Source organism: Paenibacillus sp. EKM212P, from assembly GCF_011066115.1.
GTDB lineage: Bacteria > Bacillota > Bacilli > Paenibacillales > Paenibacillaceae > Paenibacillus > Paenibacillus polymyxa_B.
The window spans coordinates 969,934-985,240 of sequence record NZ_JAAMNR010000001.1 but is presented as its reverse complement, the minus strand read 5'-3'; the positions used below and the strand labels follow the sequence as shown (position 1 = coordinate 985,240).

Annotated in this window: 15 protein-coding genes, 6 tRNA genes and 1 riboswitch; of the genes, 15 read left to right on the top strand and 6 right to left on the bottom strand. The window is 46.1% G+C overall.

The features are described 5' to 3' along the window. Nucleotides 1-177: 177 nt before the first annotated feature. A complete protein-coding gene (locus G9G54_RS04675; protein ID WP_165176340.1) occupies nt 178-2,400 on the top strand; it encodes a Tex family protein in 2,223 nt (740 codons plus the stop codon). A gap of 105 nt (nt 2,401-2,505) precedes the next feature. Here the strand turns inward: G9G54_RS04675 and cmpA are convergent, their stop codons facing one another. Beyond that, entirely contained in the window at nt 2,506-2,640 is a 135-nt protein-coding gene (gene cmpA / locus G9G54_RS04670) for a cortex morphogenetic protein CmpA (protein WP_007429337.1), read from the bottom strand. Nucleotides 2,641-2,784: 144 nt separating this feature from the next. On the opposite strand from cmpA, the gene G9G54_RS04665 reads away from it, so the two are divergent. From G9G54_RS04665 to G9G54_RS04655, 3 genes are all read left to right on the top strand, one after another. Next, the gene (locus G9G54_RS04665; RefSeq protein ID WP_165176338.1) at nt 2,785-3,309 is read left to right on the top strand and encodes a SprT family protein; all 525 of its coding nucleotides are present in this window, start codon (nt 2,785-2,787) and stop codon (nt 3,307-3,309) included. 44 nt (nt 3,310-3,353) lie between these two features. Then, nucleotides 3,354-3,429 (top strand) — tRNA-Asn (locus tag G9G54_RS04660). A 1-nt stretch (nt 3,430) separates the two neighbouring features. After that, nucleotides 3,431-3,519: transfer RNA gene (locus G9G54_RS04655), tRNA-Ser, on the top strand. A gap of 177 nt (nt 3,520-3,696) precedes the next feature. Here G9G54_RS04655 and G9G54_RS04650 read toward each other — a convergent pair. Then, entirely contained in the window at nt 3,697-4,572 is an 876-nt protein-coding gene (locus tag G9G54_RS04650; protein WP_165176336.1) for a Cof-type HAD-IIB family hydrolase, read from the bottom strand. Between the two features lie 69 nt (nt 4,573-4,641). After that, nucleotides 4,642-5,403: a DeoR/GlpR family DNA-binding transcription regulator gene (locus G9G54_RS04645; RefSeq protein WP_165176334.1), complete on the bottom strand. Its 762-nt coding sequence runs from the start codon at nt 5,401-5,403 to the stop codon at nt 4,642-4,644. A gap of 247 nt (nt 5,404-5,650) precedes the next feature. Here G9G54_RS04645 and G9G54_RS04640 point away from each other — a divergent pair. The 6 genes from G9G54_RS04640 to G9G54_RS04615 all read left to right on the top strand — a co-directional run bounded on the left by G9G54_RS04640 (nt 5,651) and on the right by G9G54_RS04615 (nt 7,638). After that, nucleotides 5,651-5,722, top strand: a tRNA-Glu gene (locus tag G9G54_RS04640). An 86-nt stretch (nt 5,723-5,808) separates the two neighbouring features. Continuing rightward, nucleotides 5,809-5,884, top strand: a tRNA-Lys gene (locus G9G54_RS04635). Nucleotides 5,885-5,899: 15 nt separating this feature from the next. Beyond that, nucleotides 5,900-5,982, top strand: a tRNA-Leu gene (locus G9G54_RS04630). A gap of 163 nt (nt 5,983-6,145) precedes the next feature. Next, entirely contained in the window at nt 6,146-6,601 is a 456-nt protein-coding gene (locus G9G54_RS04625) for a MarR family winged helix-turn-helix transcriptional regulator (protein WP_165176332.1), read from the top strand. A gap of 185 nt (nt 6,602-6,786) precedes the next feature. Next, nucleotides 6,787-7,161, top strand: coding sequence for a helix-turn-helix domain-containing protein (locus G9G54_RS04620; RefSeq protein WP_023987599.1), 375 nt, complete (start codon nt 6,787-6,789; stop codon nt 7,159-7,161). A gap of 93 nt (nt 7,162-7,254) precedes the next feature. Then, on the top strand, nt 7,255-7,638 hold the full coding sequence (locus G9G54_RS04615; protein ID WP_165176330.1) for a helix-turn-helix domain-containing protein: 384 nt from the start codon (nt 7,255-7,257) through the stop codon (nt 7,636-7,638). Nucleotides 7,639-7,762: 124 nt separating this feature from the next. Here the strand turns inward: G9G54_RS04615 and G9G54_RS04610 are convergent, their stop codons facing one another. Both G9G54_RS04610 and G9G54_RS04605 read right to left on the bottom strand, forming a co-directional pair. Then, nucleotides 7,763-7,984 carry a hypothetical protein gene (locus G9G54_RS04610; RefSeq protein ID WP_029516349.1) on the bottom strand — a complete coding sequence of 74 codons (222 nt, stop codon included), beginning with the start codon at nt 7,982-7,984 and terminating at the stop codon, nt 7,763-7,765. A gap of 295 nt (nt 7,985-8,279) precedes the next feature. After that, nucleotides 8,280-9,017, bottom strand: a complete 738-nt coding sequence (locus tag G9G54_RS04605) for an urease accessory protein UreF (RefSeq protein WP_165176328.1) — start codon at nt 9,015-9,017, stop codon at nt 8,280-8,282. Between the two features lie 261 nt (nt 9,018-9,278). Here G9G54_RS04605 and G9G54_RS04600 point away from each other — a divergent pair. Continuing rightward, nucleotides 9,279-9,361 (top strand) — tRNA-Leu (locus G9G54_RS04600). A 147-nt stretch (nt 9,362-9,508) separates the two neighbouring features. Here G9G54_RS04600 and G9G54_RS04595 read toward each other — a convergent pair. Next, nucleotides 9,509-9,994 (bottom strand): glutathione peroxidase, encoded by a 486-nt coding sequence (locus G9G54_RS04595; RefSeq protein WP_165176326.1) that lies wholly within the window; start codon nt 9,992-9,994, stop codon nt 9,509-9,511. A 466-nt stretch (nt 9,995-10,460) separates the two neighbouring features. Then, nucleotides 10,461-10,628: riboswitch (cyclic di-AMP (ydaO/yuaA leader) on the top strand. Between the two features lie 115 nt (nt 10,629-10,743). On the opposite strand from G9G54_RS04595, the gene G9G54_RS04590 reads away from it, so the two are divergent. The 4 genes from G9G54_RS04590 to kdpB all read left to right on the top strand — a co-directional run bounded on the left by G9G54_RS04590 (nt 10,744) and on the right by kdpB (nt 15,296). Continuing rightward, a complete protein-coding gene (locus tag G9G54_RS04590) occupies nt 10,744-11,139 on the top strand; it encodes a hypothetical protein (RefSeq protein ID WP_165176324.1) in 396 nt (131 codons plus the stop codon). 183 nt (nt 11,140-11,322) lie between these two features. Beyond that, entirely contained in the window at nt 11,323-11,400 is a 78-nt protein-coding gene (locus tag G9G54_RS26200) for a potassium-transporting ATPase subunit F (protein ID WP_071559652.1), read from the top strand. 151 nt (nt 11,401-11,551) lie between these two features. Beyond that, nucleotides 11,552-13,228: a potassium-transporting ATPase subunit KdpA gene (gene kdpA / locus G9G54_RS04580; protein ID WP_165176322.1), complete on the top strand. Its 1,677-nt coding sequence runs from the start codon at nt 11,552-11,554 to the stop codon at nt 13,226-13,228. A gap of 37 nt (nt 13,229-13,265) precedes the next feature. Beyond that, nucleotides 13,266-15,296, top strand: coding sequence for a potassium-transporting ATPase subunit KdpB (kdpB, locus tag G9G54_RS04575; protein ID WP_165176320.1), 2,031 nt, complete (start codon nt 13,266-13,268; stop codon nt 15,294-15,296). Nucleotides 15,297-15,307 lie beyond the last annotated feature (11 nt).

Below are 15,307 nucleotides of genomic sequence, written 5' to 3'. Positions count from 1 at the left end.
TGATGGAACGACGAGTGAAACGGGAAAAGGGCAGCGCTTGGGCGCTGTCCTTTTGTGTGTCCGATGAAAAATGCAGGTAGGGCTTGCTTTAACGTCACCTGCTGGCGCTTTGAATCATTTTTTGTGATAATGAAAGACATGGTGTAAGACAAGAGCTGTGAGGAAGAAGGGATAGGTTTGTCTAACGAGGAAACGAAGACGGAAATCCGGCAGGAGCCGAACGAAGCAGAACGCCAAGAGCGGATTGTCAAACAAGTGGCGAGAGAGCTGTCGCTGGCACTCAAGCAAATCCGGACAACGATCAGTTTGTTGGATGAAGGGAATACAATTCCTTTTATCGCGCGTTATCGTAAGGAAATGACAGGAGAGCTGGATGAAAATCAGCTGCGTGAAATTGAAGATCGTGTGGTGTATTTGCGTAATCTGGAGGATCGTAAGGTAGAGGTCATCCGCATTATTGATGAGCAGGGCAAGCTGACGGAAGACCTGCAGGCTGCTATCACCTCTGCGGTTAAACTTCAGGAAGTGGAGGATCTGTACCGTCCGTATCGGCAAAAGCGCAAAACCCGCGCCAGTGTAGCAAAGGAACGGGGACTGGAGCCGCTCTCCATCTGGATCTGGAGCCAGCCGAAGCAGGGCGATGCTCTGAAAGAAGCCGAGTCTTATGTAAATGCGGAACTGGGAGTGGACAGCGCCGAGGCGGCCATCCAAGGAGCCTTGGATATTTTAGCTGAAAATATAGCGGATGATGCGGCTATTCGCCAATGGGTACGCCGATATACGCTGGACCATGGTATGTTGACCTCCGAAGCGAAGGACGCGGAGCAAGAATCCGTGTATGAGAACTACTACAGCCATCGTGAGCTCGCTAAGAAAATGCCACCTCACCGTATTCTGGCGATTAATCGCGGAGAGCGGGAAGGCATTCTTAAGGTTGGTCTGGAGGTAGTGCCAGATTCCATCTACAATTACGTGGCAGGTCAAGTGATTAAAGGATCGTCTGTCGTGGAGGAGCTGCTGCGCAGTGTCATTGAGGATGCGTATAAAAGACTTATCGCGCCATCTATCGAGCGTGAAGTACGCGCTGAAATGACGGAGAAGGGCGAGCAGCAGGCCATCTCCATCTTTGCAGGCAACTTGCGCAGTCTGTTGCTACAGGCTCCGATCAAGGGCCGACGTGTGCTCGGTGTCGATCCGGCCTATCGGACAGGCTGTAAGCTGGCGGTTGTCGATGACACCGGCAAGCTGCTGGAAGTGGCAGTGACGTATCCGACACCGCCGAACAACAAGAAGCGCGAGGCTGCTGAAAAGTTCAAGCAGCTGATTGCCAAATACGGGATTGAATTGATTGTCATTGGTAACGGAACCGCTTCGCGCGAGACAGAGCAATTCGTAGCGGAAGTCATCGCGGACATTGGTGACAGCAGTCTAGCGTATCTGATCGTCAATGAGGCGGGCGCGAGCGTATATTCTGCCTCCAAGCTGGCACAGGAGGAATTTCCCGATTTGGACGTGGCTGAGCGCAGTGCGGCTTCCATCGCACGTCGTGTGCAGGACCCGCTGGCTGAGTTGGTCAAGATTGAGCCGAAGGCTATTGGTGTAGGCCAATACCAGCATGATGTGTCGCAGAAACATCTGGATGAAAGCTTAAAGGACGTTGTCGAATCAGCCGTTAACCATGTCGGTGTGGATGTGAACACGGCTTCCTCTGCGCTGTTATCCTATGTAGCAGGGATCAACGCGACGATTGCCAAAAACATCGTTAAGTACCGTGAGGAAAACGGAAAATTCAGCAACCGTCGTCAGTTGCAGAAGGTGCCGCGTCTTGGTGCAAAAACCTACGAGCAATCTGTAGGCTTTATCCGTATACCGGGTGGAGAAAATCCACTGGACCGCACACCGATTCACCCTGAATCGTATGCTGTCGTAGACCGCCTGTTGGCGGAACTGAACATCAGCGCTCACGATCTGGGTACTAAGAGTGCAATGGAAGCACTGAGTGTGTCCAACATTGACGAACTGGCCGCCAAGCTGGAAGTCGGCGTGCCGACACTGAAGGATATTCTGGACAGCCTCCAGCGTCCGGGCCGTGACCCACGTGACGAGCTGCCGTTGCCGGTATTCCGCAAGGATGTGCTGAAGATCGAGGATCTGGCACCGGGTATGGAGCTTCAGGGAACGGTCCGCAATGTCATTGATTTTGGTGCGTTTGTCGATATCGGTATTAAAAGTGACGGGTTGGTTCATATTTCACAGCTGCGCAGTGGCTTCGTAAAGCATCCGATGGATGTCGTATCTGTCGGTGATAACGTAACGGTGTGGGTGTTGAATGTTGATTTGAAAAAAGGCAGGGTTGGTCTGACGATGAAACCTCCTGCAGAGGCGCAATCGCAGGCATAATACTTTAAATAAAGCTGTACAACCTTCTTGTGAAGGGTTAACAAAAGCCGGAATCTCCGAACTGTATCGGAGATTCCGGCTTTCATTTTTGGATGCCTTTAGCTTTTACCCGTTGTTGGCATCGAACTCCACGCCAGGTGCTTTATGATAAAAAAACCAACAATCGTTCAACAGTTTAATTTGGCGTCGGTCCTTTTTGTAAAAGGCCCGCATGAGCTGGTTGCTGAGCCATTGAGGCAAGCCGATCTCCTCCTCTGCGTTACATCTGTATGTTTAGCATATGGGGTGGGTACCTAAAGTGTGCTTATGAATTGGGGGTTAGACTTCGGTTGTTATTTTATAATATGCTTGTCAGTAAGGAGCAAAGGAGGAGAGACCGTTAGGATGGAGTCCAAGTCCCTGAGCAATTCAATGAACCATTCAATGAGCCGTTCTATGAGTAATGAAGAGCTTCAAGAATGGGTAGAGCGCATTTCGCTGGAGAGCTTCGGCGTGCCGTTTCGACATCAAGCCACCTTTAATGCGCGCTTGTCTTCCACAGGTGGTAGGTATTTTATGAAAAGTCATCATATTGAAATTAATCCACATCAACTCGCAGCTTACGGACGTTCTGAGGTGGAGAAAATTATTAAGCATGAGCTGTGCCATTATCATTTGCATTTGCGCGGGATGGGCTATCAGCATCGAGATGCTGACTTCAAAGCATGGCTGGCCCGTGTAGGAGGAAGCAGGCATTGTCAGACTCTGCCGGGAAGAAAAGAACGTAAGCCTCAGCCTTATCGTTACAAGCTAGTATGCGTTTCCTGTCAGCAGGAGTATATGCGCAAGCGTAAGATGAATCCTCAGCGGTATCGCTGTGGGAAATGTGGAGGTAAGCTTCGCCTGTTGGCACTTGACGGCACCCCCTGAATCATGGTAAATTAACCATACTGTAAGATAATTTACAGTAATGTTCCCTGATAGCTCAGTTGGTAGAGCACTCGACTGTTAATCGAGTTGTCACAGGTTCGAGTCCTGTTCGGGGAGCCATGGAGAGGTACCCAAGTGGCTATAAGGGGACCCTCTGCTAAGGGGTTAGGCTGCGAAAGCGGTGCGAGGGTTCGAATCCCTCTCTCTCCGTTGGTATTTTAAGTAGAAAAAGGACGCTCGTATGCATTGTAATGATGCTTGCGAGCGTCCTTTTCGTCTATATCTGCTTTGAGAATAACGGTGGACTGAAATCGTTTAAATGAAGAGGGGACGTGCTGCGTACAGCATGAAGCGGCGTTAGCCTGTCTTGTACGCAGCCAATGACTTCTATTTCACGGTGTCAGCCTCGACTGTCTTGAGTATGTTCAACAGAGCATGAGCGACGCCATCTTCCGCATTAGTCAGAGTCACTTGGGAGCAGACGGCCTTGATGTCGTCTTTTGCATTGCCCATGGCAATGCCTGTTCCTGCCATCGTCAGCATGGAGATATCATTGTAGCTGTCCCCAATCGCTACGGCTTCCTGCATGGGAATGCTCAGATGATTCGCCAAATAACGCAATGCATTACCTTTAGACGCATCCCTATGCTCGACTTCAAAGTTACGGTCTGAAGAGATGACCATGTTCAGGCCCTGAAAACCTCGGTAACGCTCACGGCCCCGCTCTAATTTGGCTTGATCAAAGGAGAAACAGAGCACGTTATAAATCTCTACATCCAGTGGAATGTCCTCATATGAAGCGATCCGGGTATGTCCAGTCTGTTCATATTGTTTTTCAGCTGCATGTAATAAAGTATCCAGCGAAATATCCGGGTTGGCACTCAGCAAGCGGTCCATTTCAACAGCAAGTAGCTGATGTCCGTTTTGTGGAGAATAAATAGCGCGGTCTGTCATGACCTCATAGTAAAAGTCGTTGTTATGCAGCCAACTCAGCACTTCAAACGTTTCACTGCGGCCCATAGGAGTAGAGGTTAACTGACGACGATGCACATCGTGTACGGTTGCACCGTTTGCTCCAATGACTGGAGTTATAAGCTCTGCTTCCTCTAGCTTCGTCCAGGCGTCATAAGCGGCTCTACCAGTGGCAATTGTCACCTGAACGCCTTGCTGCTGTACTTGGCGTATAGCCTCCGCGTTCACTTTGCTTATTTTTCCTTCCTCGTTCAGCAGTGTTCCATCCATATCAATCGCAAACAGTTTCATTTCTCTCCAACTCCTGTCTTTCGATATCTCTGTGATAAACCTTGAGTTCTAGCTAAGCAGTTTCATATTTTATGAGGGTACAACAACTTCAACATCATAATGTTGCAAAATTTCCAGCATCGCTGGTTCTGGCAATCTGTCGGTAATCACGATATTAACTTCAGACAGATCGGCAAAACGATATGGAAAATTGATTCCGAATTTCGAATGGTCCGCAAGGATGATCACCTGATCTGCCTGTTTCATCATTTGATGCATCAGCATACCGTCCTCTTCATGAATTACACTCAGTCCATGGGAGGCTATACCTCCAACCCCAATAAAGGCTTTGTCCACAAAATAGTGGGACAAGGTGGCGATGACGGAGGAGCCATATACGTAGCGGTGTTCTTTTTGCAGGCGACCTCCCAGGAGATGAATGGAGACACCGTCTTTTCCGGATAGCACGTCAGCTTGATTAATAGAATTGGTGATGACTGAGCATTCCTGCATATTTATTTTTTCTGCACACGCCTGCACAGTCGTAGAGGAATCCAATATGATGTGATCCTTGTTACGTATCATATTGGCGGCCAGCTGTCCGATCGCTTGCTTTTCTGCAGATAGAGTGAGCAGTCTTTCGTTATAATTTCCAATTGGATTGTGATGGAGTGAAGGGAGAATAGCGCCGCCGCGGGTGCGAATAATTTTTTGATGTTCCTCAAGTTTTACCAGGTCTCGACGGGCCGTATCCCGTGATACATTAAAAAAATCACAAATATCATCCACCGAAATACGCTTGTGAAGCTGTAAGTAATCAACGATTTTTAACATTCGTTCTTCCTGATACATAGAAAGCTCCTCTAATATATAATTAATTCGGTATCTCTCGTAAGTGATTATAAGTAAATGTAAGTGAAAATGCAATCATTTATCGATGTATTTCAGGATTTAAGTGATTCAGATGATATTGTGTAAGTAAATATGCATTTTACATTTATAAAAAACAGCTTATTTTAAATTTTTAAAAATAAGTATTGCCATTCGTTATTCTATTTGATATACTCTTTCTTGTCGCCAAGTTGGCGCATAATAATAAGGCCCGTTGGTCAAGGGGTTAAGACACCTCCCTTTCACGGAGGTAACAGGGGTTCGAATCCCCTACGGGTCATTGTTGTCTTTATAGACTACATGTTGCATGCTTAAGGGAAATTCCTGAGGTCTGGTCTAATGGCGGACAGCTTGGATGAACAGCATGAGCCATTAGCTCAGTTGGTAGAGCACCTGACTTTTAATCAGGGTGTCGAAGGTTCGAGTCCTTCATGGCTCACCATTTATATTTTGTTATGCGGTCGTGGTGGAATGGCAGACACGCTATCTTGAGGGGGTAGTGAGCGTACGCTCGTGGAGGTTCGAGTCCTCTCGACCGCATCAATGGAATAAACGGAAAAGTCTCTCGCGGTAGAGGCTTTTTTTATTTGTGTAGTGATGTAATAAAGTAATGATTATGATGAAATAATGATTCCATAGTATAATATAATGCCATAATGTTATAGAATGATAAGTATAAACTTATGAAGTGACGGTGAAAAATATGGACACTCAACTGTTAGGAAATATATCAGAAAATATTTTGGGCTTGTTTCCGATTGTGAAGAAGAAATTTTTCACCTACGGTCCGCTCGATTTACCATTACACTTGTCGCCTAATAACTTTCAGGTATTACTGCTTCTGCGTGAGGTGCGCTTGTCTACGGTATCTGATTTATCCAAACAGCTCAATGTCTCACGTCCGAACATGACTCCTCTTCTGGACAAACTGGTGGAGCATGGGTTGGCTGACCGCCAGTCGTGTGATTCGGATCGCAGAGTCGTGAATGTGGCGATTACACAGGAAGGCGATGCTTTTTGTGAACAGGTATTTCATACCTTCTCCAATAAAATTCAAGAAAGACTGGTGTATCTGCCAGAAGAAGATTTATTGCATCTGAGTGAAACTTTGAATGAATTGAAGCATATCTTACTTAAAATCGACAACGCTACTACGTGATTGGCGTAAGTGAACTGGCTTAAAGACCGCCCTTTCTTCGGAAAACAGGCGGTTTTTGTTGCGTGTTGTGGTATAATGGAAACCAACATACATAATTCGGTAATTTTAGCATACGTGATCTTTGAAATGGGAACAGAGAACATGATATCGTTATTTGAGAGCCTGCTAGGGAGGAAGGAACTTCTATGCAATCTATTTACCATCGCATTGAGGAACTCATCAAGGAACGGGGAATGACGAAAAAGGCGTTCTGCCAGCAGTTAGGCATTAGTACAGGGAACTTCGGGGATTGGAAAAGAGGAAAAACGACGCCGGGCACGAATAAACTCATTGAAATCGCTTCTTTTTTTGATGCCAGTCTGGATTGGATTATGCTGGGTCGAGATGTACAGGGTGAGGTGCTGAAGGAGTCGCAAGACCCTTATTTTTTTGACGCTTCAGGGCAACTGAATTGCCAGGAGGAACCGCTAAGTGAGGCGGAAAGAAATTTTATACTTGAGTATATTGAATTTACCCGCTTTCGTAAAGAGAAAAATCAGCGCAATTCTACTATGGGATAATGGTTGCTTAGGATTTGATGAGGATTACTAATGAGTAAGGCTGAAGAATGAAAATTATTTCAGAAAAAGTTACTGTGTCGGAGGGGAAACATTTTGGGAGATCAAACTATTTATCAGCGGATTGAAGCTTTGATTAAGGATCGCGGAATGACCAAGAAGGCATTTTGCGAAAAACTTAAAATCAGTTCAGGGAATCTCGGTGATTGGAGAAGAGGTAAAACAACGCCGGGTACCACCCATTTGATTCAGATTTCGGACTTTTTTAATGTATCGCTTGATTGGTTAATGAAAGGGATTAAGCCAGGGGAAGGCGTACTTCAGGAGCAGAAGGCTGCTTATTTTTTTGGAGTGATGGGGCCACTGAATTGCCAGGCAGAAGATCTTGAGACGGAAGAACAGAATTTTATTTTAGAATATGTTGAATTTGCGAAATACCGTAAGCAAAAAAGTGAGAAGGGTAAAACAAAGCCGGAATAATTTTTTGGCTAAAGATCGTCTGGGTTGAAAACCCGTAAACGAACTGGAGGGGTTCGCTTTACGGGTTTATTTGGTTTCTTGGTGATATGGAATGACCTATATGTAACTGGAATGCTTGTTGGGTTTAGAGTGGCGATGCCTCCTTATAATCGTTATCGTCGATGTTCAGAATTGCAGCAACTTGTTTTCTGTACCTTTGTGCTTTGCGGGTGCCGTGAATCAGATTGGACAAGCGTGAAGGCGGAATATTGTGTGTCTCACAAAATGTTTTCTGATCCAGTCGAAGTTCGACAAGCCGTTGTTTGATGGCCCACCCGAAGGAGGTAACAGGCATTTTGTTGTTCAAGAGAAATCGCCCCTTACGGATTATTGCGGAATAATTGGTGTGTTATAATAATCATCAGTAAACATGTTAGAATTAACCATCTGAAACTATGATACACTTTTATACGTGTTTTTACAATCGTAAATGCGTTATTTTGTTGAATTAATTACTTAATTAAGTGCTAGGCGGTTCTGATAATCCGTCTAGAGTCTGCTAATGGTGTGAATTTTGGTTATATGTGGATAAAAAACACTCTGTCACCTGAGAAAGGGACAGAGTGTTTTTGGTGATGTTGCCACATTGGCGAAACGACCCATCAGGGGGATGCTGGAAGGCGTTTGAATAGACCTGAGAAGGAAAACAGTCTAGGTTCATCCAATTGGCTATTATGGCTCATATAAAGAGGTAGAGTGATGTAGGAGCTGGACCAATGTCTGTGAAGAAAGCGACGCTGAAATGCAGTTGGCTCAGGTTCGTTAAGTTTCTTCCATGCGGAGAGCAGCTCGCTGGTCATACGCTCCATAAGAGGATTCCTTTCCTCGTAAGGAGGATTGAGTAGTTTGAAGGCATCTTCCACACAGAAGGATACCGCTGCACTAAGATAGCCGTGCACGGTCTGTTCTGCATCGTTTCCGAGGAGGAAGTTAATCCAGGTGTGAACGGTAGCGAGTGTGCCAACCGCATTGTATTGAATGAGTATGGATTCCAACTGGTCAAATTCAAGCCAAGGATAAAGAGCCTTAGCCAGCTTGAGTAGACGCTGACCGGATAGACGCAACTCCCTCACATGCTGCAAGGAGGGACGTTGGGTATGCAGCATCTTATCAATGAGAGCGATTCGCCAACCGTCATTCTGCTGGATGGCGACATACAGACTTTTGATAGCCATGCCGTCAACGGTTGTAAATTGAGGATACAAATCATCCAGCATGTAATGCTCCAGGTCTTGTAGACTGTTCAAATGTCCGCTGCGGAATAGTTTCTCCAGTCCGTTAAAACGGGTGAAGCCACCAACAGGTAGGAAAGGGTCCAACAATAATGCATAGTTCAGCAAGCGGTTGCCTTTATGCAGGACGGTTCGCCTCCTCGAAGTGAATCGTTATGTTATATTATTTCACTCTTTACTTGGAGATAACGAAAAAAACGAAATATATGTAATATATATTTACATTTAAGTGGCAGTTGTGTCAAATTAAATATTTTTATCGCTCATATATGTTAGTTAAAATAACATTGAAAATAATTATTATATTTTTGTTTACAAATAGTTGATGAGAGAGTATAATAAATCTGTTGCCTCAATACATTATGATTTGCGGTCGTGGTGGAATGGCAGACACGCTATCTTGAGGGGGTAGTGGGCGTACGCCCGTGGAGGTTCGAGTCCTCTCGACCGCATTATATGCAAGACCCAGTTAAAAAAGCATCCTGACACGGTTTACGTGAAGGGATGCTTTTTTTTGTTAAGCATTTTTCGTTATATCCTTTAGCTACAGAAGCAACGGTAGACAACAGGTCGTTTAATAACTGTGATAAAGAAGAATATCAGTTTTGCTGCAAAAGCTTCTCTATATCTCCCGCCAGCTTATCTGGAGTGGTTTGCGGTGCATAGCGCTTAAATACGTTACCTTCTCGTGTAATTAAGAATTTAGTAAAATTCCATTTGATCGCTTTGGACCCTAATACCCCCGGAGCTGTTTGGGTCAGGTAGCGAAATAAGGGGTGCGCTTGATCGCCATTGACATCTGTCTTGGCGAACATCGGAAAGGTAACACCATAATTGATCTGGCAAAACTCGGAAATCTCCTCGCTGGAACCTGGCTCTTGTTTGGCGAATTGGTTGCTGGGAAATCCCAAAATTTCGAGCCCCTGTTCATGGTACTGGTCATATAGCTCTTGTAACGCTTTGTATTGGGGGGTTAACCCACATTTGCTGGCTGTGTTCACAATAAGCAGAACATTCCCTTCATATGTGGATAACGGAATTGGTTTCCCTTGCAGGGTTTGCGCATCATATTCATAAACGGTCATAGTATCTCTCCTTATTCAATATTCAGCAATTAAATTGTAAGCAATTCAAAGTAAGGTTGCAAGTCTGGAAAAGCTGTATTAAGCCTTTAGCCGCTGTAAAATCGTATTTTGTTCAAAACAGTAAATCGCACTGCAAATGGAGCGAATTAAGGTGTTTCTTCTTATAAAAGCGGGTTCAATCGGTGTTTAGCTGGTACATATAGCGTATTTTCTTCTCTTTTTACAAAAAAAGGCCAAAAATGCTCTACCCTACGCCAATATTGACATGCTTGTCATTTTCGAAAAGGGATGAAAAACAGAGATTGAGTGAGTTGTGAGAAGGATAGTTGCATTGTAAGCGTTATTATTAATCTTCTATGCTCTAAAGGCCGATTTATAACCCCGCAGTTGAGCTTTACAGTCTTCCATGCGCGGGTGTATGATTCAAGACGTAATTTCAAATTAACTTGAATGAAGCAACAACGAAATGTCTATAGCGCTGAATTTTGCAGTTGCAAAAGCGGGGGAACCAATCGAGACTGTACGGCTTGCCGTGTGTCTCATGGGGTGAATTTTCCGGTCAAGTGCCAGAAATAGGGCGACTCTCACGTCCGAATCCGACAGCTAACCTCGTAAGCGTACAGGGAGAGGCAACAAACCGCCGTGTGCAGCCATGGTTTATTTTATCATGGATATGTCAGAAGCCGGAGGAAAGCCTTTTTCCTTCGGCTTCTTTTTGTTGTCTTTTTATACCGGGAGAGGAGCTACTGATGGAAGGTCGGTTAATTATTGTCACTGCACCGAATGAAGCGGGCAGAAGTTTTGTGAAATTGCTTATTTACAAAAAATTGGCGTTTGCAGTTCTAACGAATAGCGCCCAGGAGGAACGACAGCTCAAAAAAATGGGTGTGGAGCACATTGTCCGCATCAATACCATGCAAGCGGGAAAATGGAATTTTCCAAAAAAAGAAATTGGTAGTGTGTATTTGTTCGAGAACAGCTTGAATCTGACTTGCCGTTTCCTACAAATATGTCGACCACTAACATCGGAATCGATCTATGTTATTACGCACGGCTGTAATCCACAAGGAATTTATCGGGGATTGGGAGCGGACCATGTGATCTACACATTGAACGGAGAGGTGGGTTTTCTGCTGAACGGATAAGCACTTATAACATAGTTGTTTTATGATTTTATGATGAAATAAGAATGGCGATCTGAGGACCGATACGGAGGGTATAAACATGATGGATATATACATGCTGCTCGTCATGGCTGTGAGTTATGGAGTGATACTGCTGTTTGTACGCTGGTGTGATGCGCAGACCTCTAAAGGAGGACGAAGAGGATGATCGTTATACTTGGGCTTACGGCTATTGTGTTTATGTATTTAATCTACGCACTCCTGAACCCTGAAAAGTTCTAGTCAGCTATAGGGGATAGAGCAGGCGGGAACAACAGACCTGAATATTAAGCATCATAGGTAGCAGGTTTTCGCAAACGTGTGCACACAATTGGTGCTCTGGAAGCAGGTCTGTTGTTCCAAACGCAGGAGCATTTTGAAGGAGGAATAAAGGATGGAGCTGCTTCAAATTGGAATTGTGATCGTCATATTGCTGCTCTTGGTAAAGCCAGTGGGCACCTATATGTATCATGTATTCTCAAATGAACCCAATCGGACGGATCGGATTTTTGGCGGAACAGAAAAGCTGATTTATAAGATAGTAGGCTTGAAGAAGCTGGAGAGCATGCGTTGGACTACGTATGTTATGAGTTTCATTGCAACGAATGTCGTGCTTGTGGCGATCAGCTACTTGCTGTTGCGTTTACAGGGAATGCTTCCCGGTAATCCGGCTGGAAACAGTAATATGGAAGCATCACTAGCTTTTAATACGGTAATCAGCTTTATGACAAATACGAATCTCCAACATTATAGTGGAGAAAGCGGGCTTACGTATCTGACACAGATGGCGTTCGTCACGATGATGATGTTCACTTCGGCTGCTTCCGGTTTTGCGGTTGCTGCGGCTTTTATGAGGGGATTGACGCGGCGCGGTGAAGGGATGGGCAATTTCTTTCAAGATTTTATTAAAGCCATTATAAGAATTTTCCTGCCGCTGGCCTTTGTGCTTACGCTGGTGCTGGTTGGATTGAAGGTACCACAGACGCTACAGCCTACGGCGGATCTTACGACGCTGAGCGGAACACAACAGCAAATTTCTATGGGACCCATTGCTTCTCTGGAGTCCATCAAGCATTTGGGGACAAACGGGGGCGGATATGCGGGAGCTAACTCTGCGCATCCTTTTGAAAATCCAAGTCCTTGGACGAACGTGCTGGAAATTTTGGCAATGTGGGTAATGCCGGCTTCGTTGCCGTATACCTTTGGATTGTTTGCCCGTAATCGTAAGCAGGGCTGGATTATTTTTAGCTCCATGATGGTATTGTTTCTAATTTTTCTATCCATTACGTACGTGTCTGAAAAGACAGGTAATCCGTTAATCCAGACACTGGGTGTGGATGCTTCTCAGGGAAGCATGGAAGGGAAAGAGGTTCGTTTCGGCATTGGACAATCGGCTTTATTCACTGCGGTCACAACAGCGGCAACGACAGGTTCGGTCAATAATATGCATGATACACTAACCCCGCTGGGTGGCATGGCTGCTTTGGGAGAAATGATGCTAAACGTCATTTTTGGCGGCAAGGGTGTTGGGCTGATGAATATGCTGATGTATGCGATTCTGGGTGTGTTTATATGCGGACTGATGGTCGGGAGAACTCCGGAATTTATGGGAAGGAAAATTGAAGGCAAGGAAATGAAGCTGATCGCGATTGCCATTTTGGTACATCCGTTTCTCATTCTCGCCCCAACTGCGCTTGCGTTTATGAGTCATTGGGGATACGACGCGGTCACTAACCCTGGCTATCACGGGTTGACTCAGGTGCTCTATGAATATGCGTCATCTGCCGCAAATAACGGTTCGGGATTTGAAGGTCTTTCGGATAACAACGTATTCTGGAATATGACAACGGGGATGGTTATGTTCTTCGGACGATATGTATCTATGATTGCATTGTTGGCTGTGGCGGCTTCGTTGAATGCCAAAGCACCGACTCCGGTGACGACGGGGACACTACGTACGGACAACAAGTTATTTGGAGCTATTCTGATCGGGGTCGTGCTGCTGATTGGTGCGTTGACCTTTTTACCCGTCATCGTATTGGGACCTGTTGCTGAATTTTTGACCATGTGAAGAAGAAAATGAGAATGGATGAACGGGGTGTTTGATCATGAAGGAACAGCGCAAACACATGCTGGACAGAAGCATCTTGAAGCATGCGATCAAGGATAGCTTTATAAAATTAAATCCGATGATTATGATGAAAAATCCTGTCATGTTCGTCGTGGAGATCGGTACATTGGTCGTGCTGCTCATGTTACTGGTTCCCGGTTATTTTGGAACTGGCAAGGAAATGGGCTTTAACCTGGCCGTGTTTGTTATTCTGTTGTTTACGTTGCTTTTTGCTAATTTTGCCGAAGCGCTCGCGGAGGGGCGGGGTAAGGCACAAGCTGCCTCTTTAAAAAAATCCAAGCAGGATACACAAGCTAACAAACTCATCGGAAATGACATTCAGGTGGTTAGCTCAACCGAATTGCGTAAGGGGGACGTGGTTATTGTCTCCCAGGGCGAAATGATTCCAAGCGATGGTGAGGTCATTGAAGGTCTGGCTTCGGTGGATGAATCTGCAATTACGGGAGAATCGGCTCCGGTCATCAAGGAATCGGGTGGTGACTTTTGCTCGGTAACTGGCGGGACGCGAGTGGTCAGTGACCGGATTAAGGTGCGGATTACGACAGAGCCGGGCGAGACATTTATTGATAAAATGATTTCGCTCGTGGAAGGCGCACAGCGGCAAAAAACGCCGAATGAGATTGCACTGAACACTTTGCTGATTAGCTTGACGATTATCTTTTTAATTGTGGTGGTTACGCTAGCACCGATTGCCCGTCATTTTAACATTGATTTGCCTGTTCCTGTGCTGATTTCGTTGCTAGTCTGTCTGATCCCAACTACGATTGGAGGACTGCTGTCAGCCATCGGGATTGCCGGTATGGACCGGGTCACCCAGTTTAACGTACTGGCCATGTCAGGCAAGGCGGTAGAAGCTTCTGGGGATATCAACACGATGATTCTGGATAAAACAGGTACAATCACCTTCGGTAACCGAATGGCGAGTGAATTCGTGCCTGTGGAGGGCGTGGAGAAGGCAGAGTTAGTGAAGTGGGCAGCGATTAGCTCTATGAAGGATGAGACGCCAGAGGGCCGCTCGGTTCTCGAGTTGATGCGCAAACAGGAGCATATGTTGGATGCATCCTTGGCAGCAGGTGGAACCTTTATCGAATTCAAGGCGGAGACACGGATGAGTGGTCTGGATCTGGCCGATGGACGAAAGGTACGCAAGGGCGCGGTGGATTCTGTTCGGCAATGGATCGTATCGCAAAACGGCAGTGTTCCAGTCGATCTGGAGGAAAAAGCGAATCAGGTAGCCTCAGAAGGAGGTACACCGCTGGCAGTCGCGCTGGATGATCAGATATACGGCATTATTTATTTGAAAGATACAGTGAAGCCAGGCATGAAGGAACGGTTTGATCAGCTCCGGGAAATGGGTATCCGTACGATCATGTGTACCGGAGATAATCCGTTGACAGCAGCTACAATTGCACGGGAAGCGGGAGTGGACGACTTTGTAGCTGAGAGCAAGCCGGAGGACAAAATCGCGGTTATCCGACGTGAGCAGGAACAGGGTAAGCTGGTTGCCATGACCGGAGACGGTACCAATGATGCACCTGCGCTGGCGCAAGCGGATGTCGGTCTTGCCATGAATAGCGGCACAGTCGCGGCCAAAGAAGCAGCTAATATGGTGGACCTGGATTCCGATCCGTCCAAAATTATTGAGGTGGTCGCGATCGGCAAGCAGCTGCTTATGACGCGCGGAGCATTGACAACGTTCAGCATTGCGAACGATGTTGCCAAATATTTTGCCATCATCCCGGCGATGTTCATGCTGGCCATTCCACAAATGGGCGCTTTGAACGTCATGGGGCTTGGCTCCCCGCTGTCCGCTATTTTGTCGGCGCTGATCTTTAACGCGGTTATTATTCCGCTTCTGATTCCGCTGGCCATGAAGGGCGTGAAGTATAAGCCGATGAGCTCGGATCGCCTGCTGGGACGGAATTTGCTGATTTACGGTCTGGGCGGTATGGTCGTACCGTTTGTCGGTATTAAAGCCATTGATTTGCTGGTGCATTTGTGGATTTAGCGCAGAAAGGG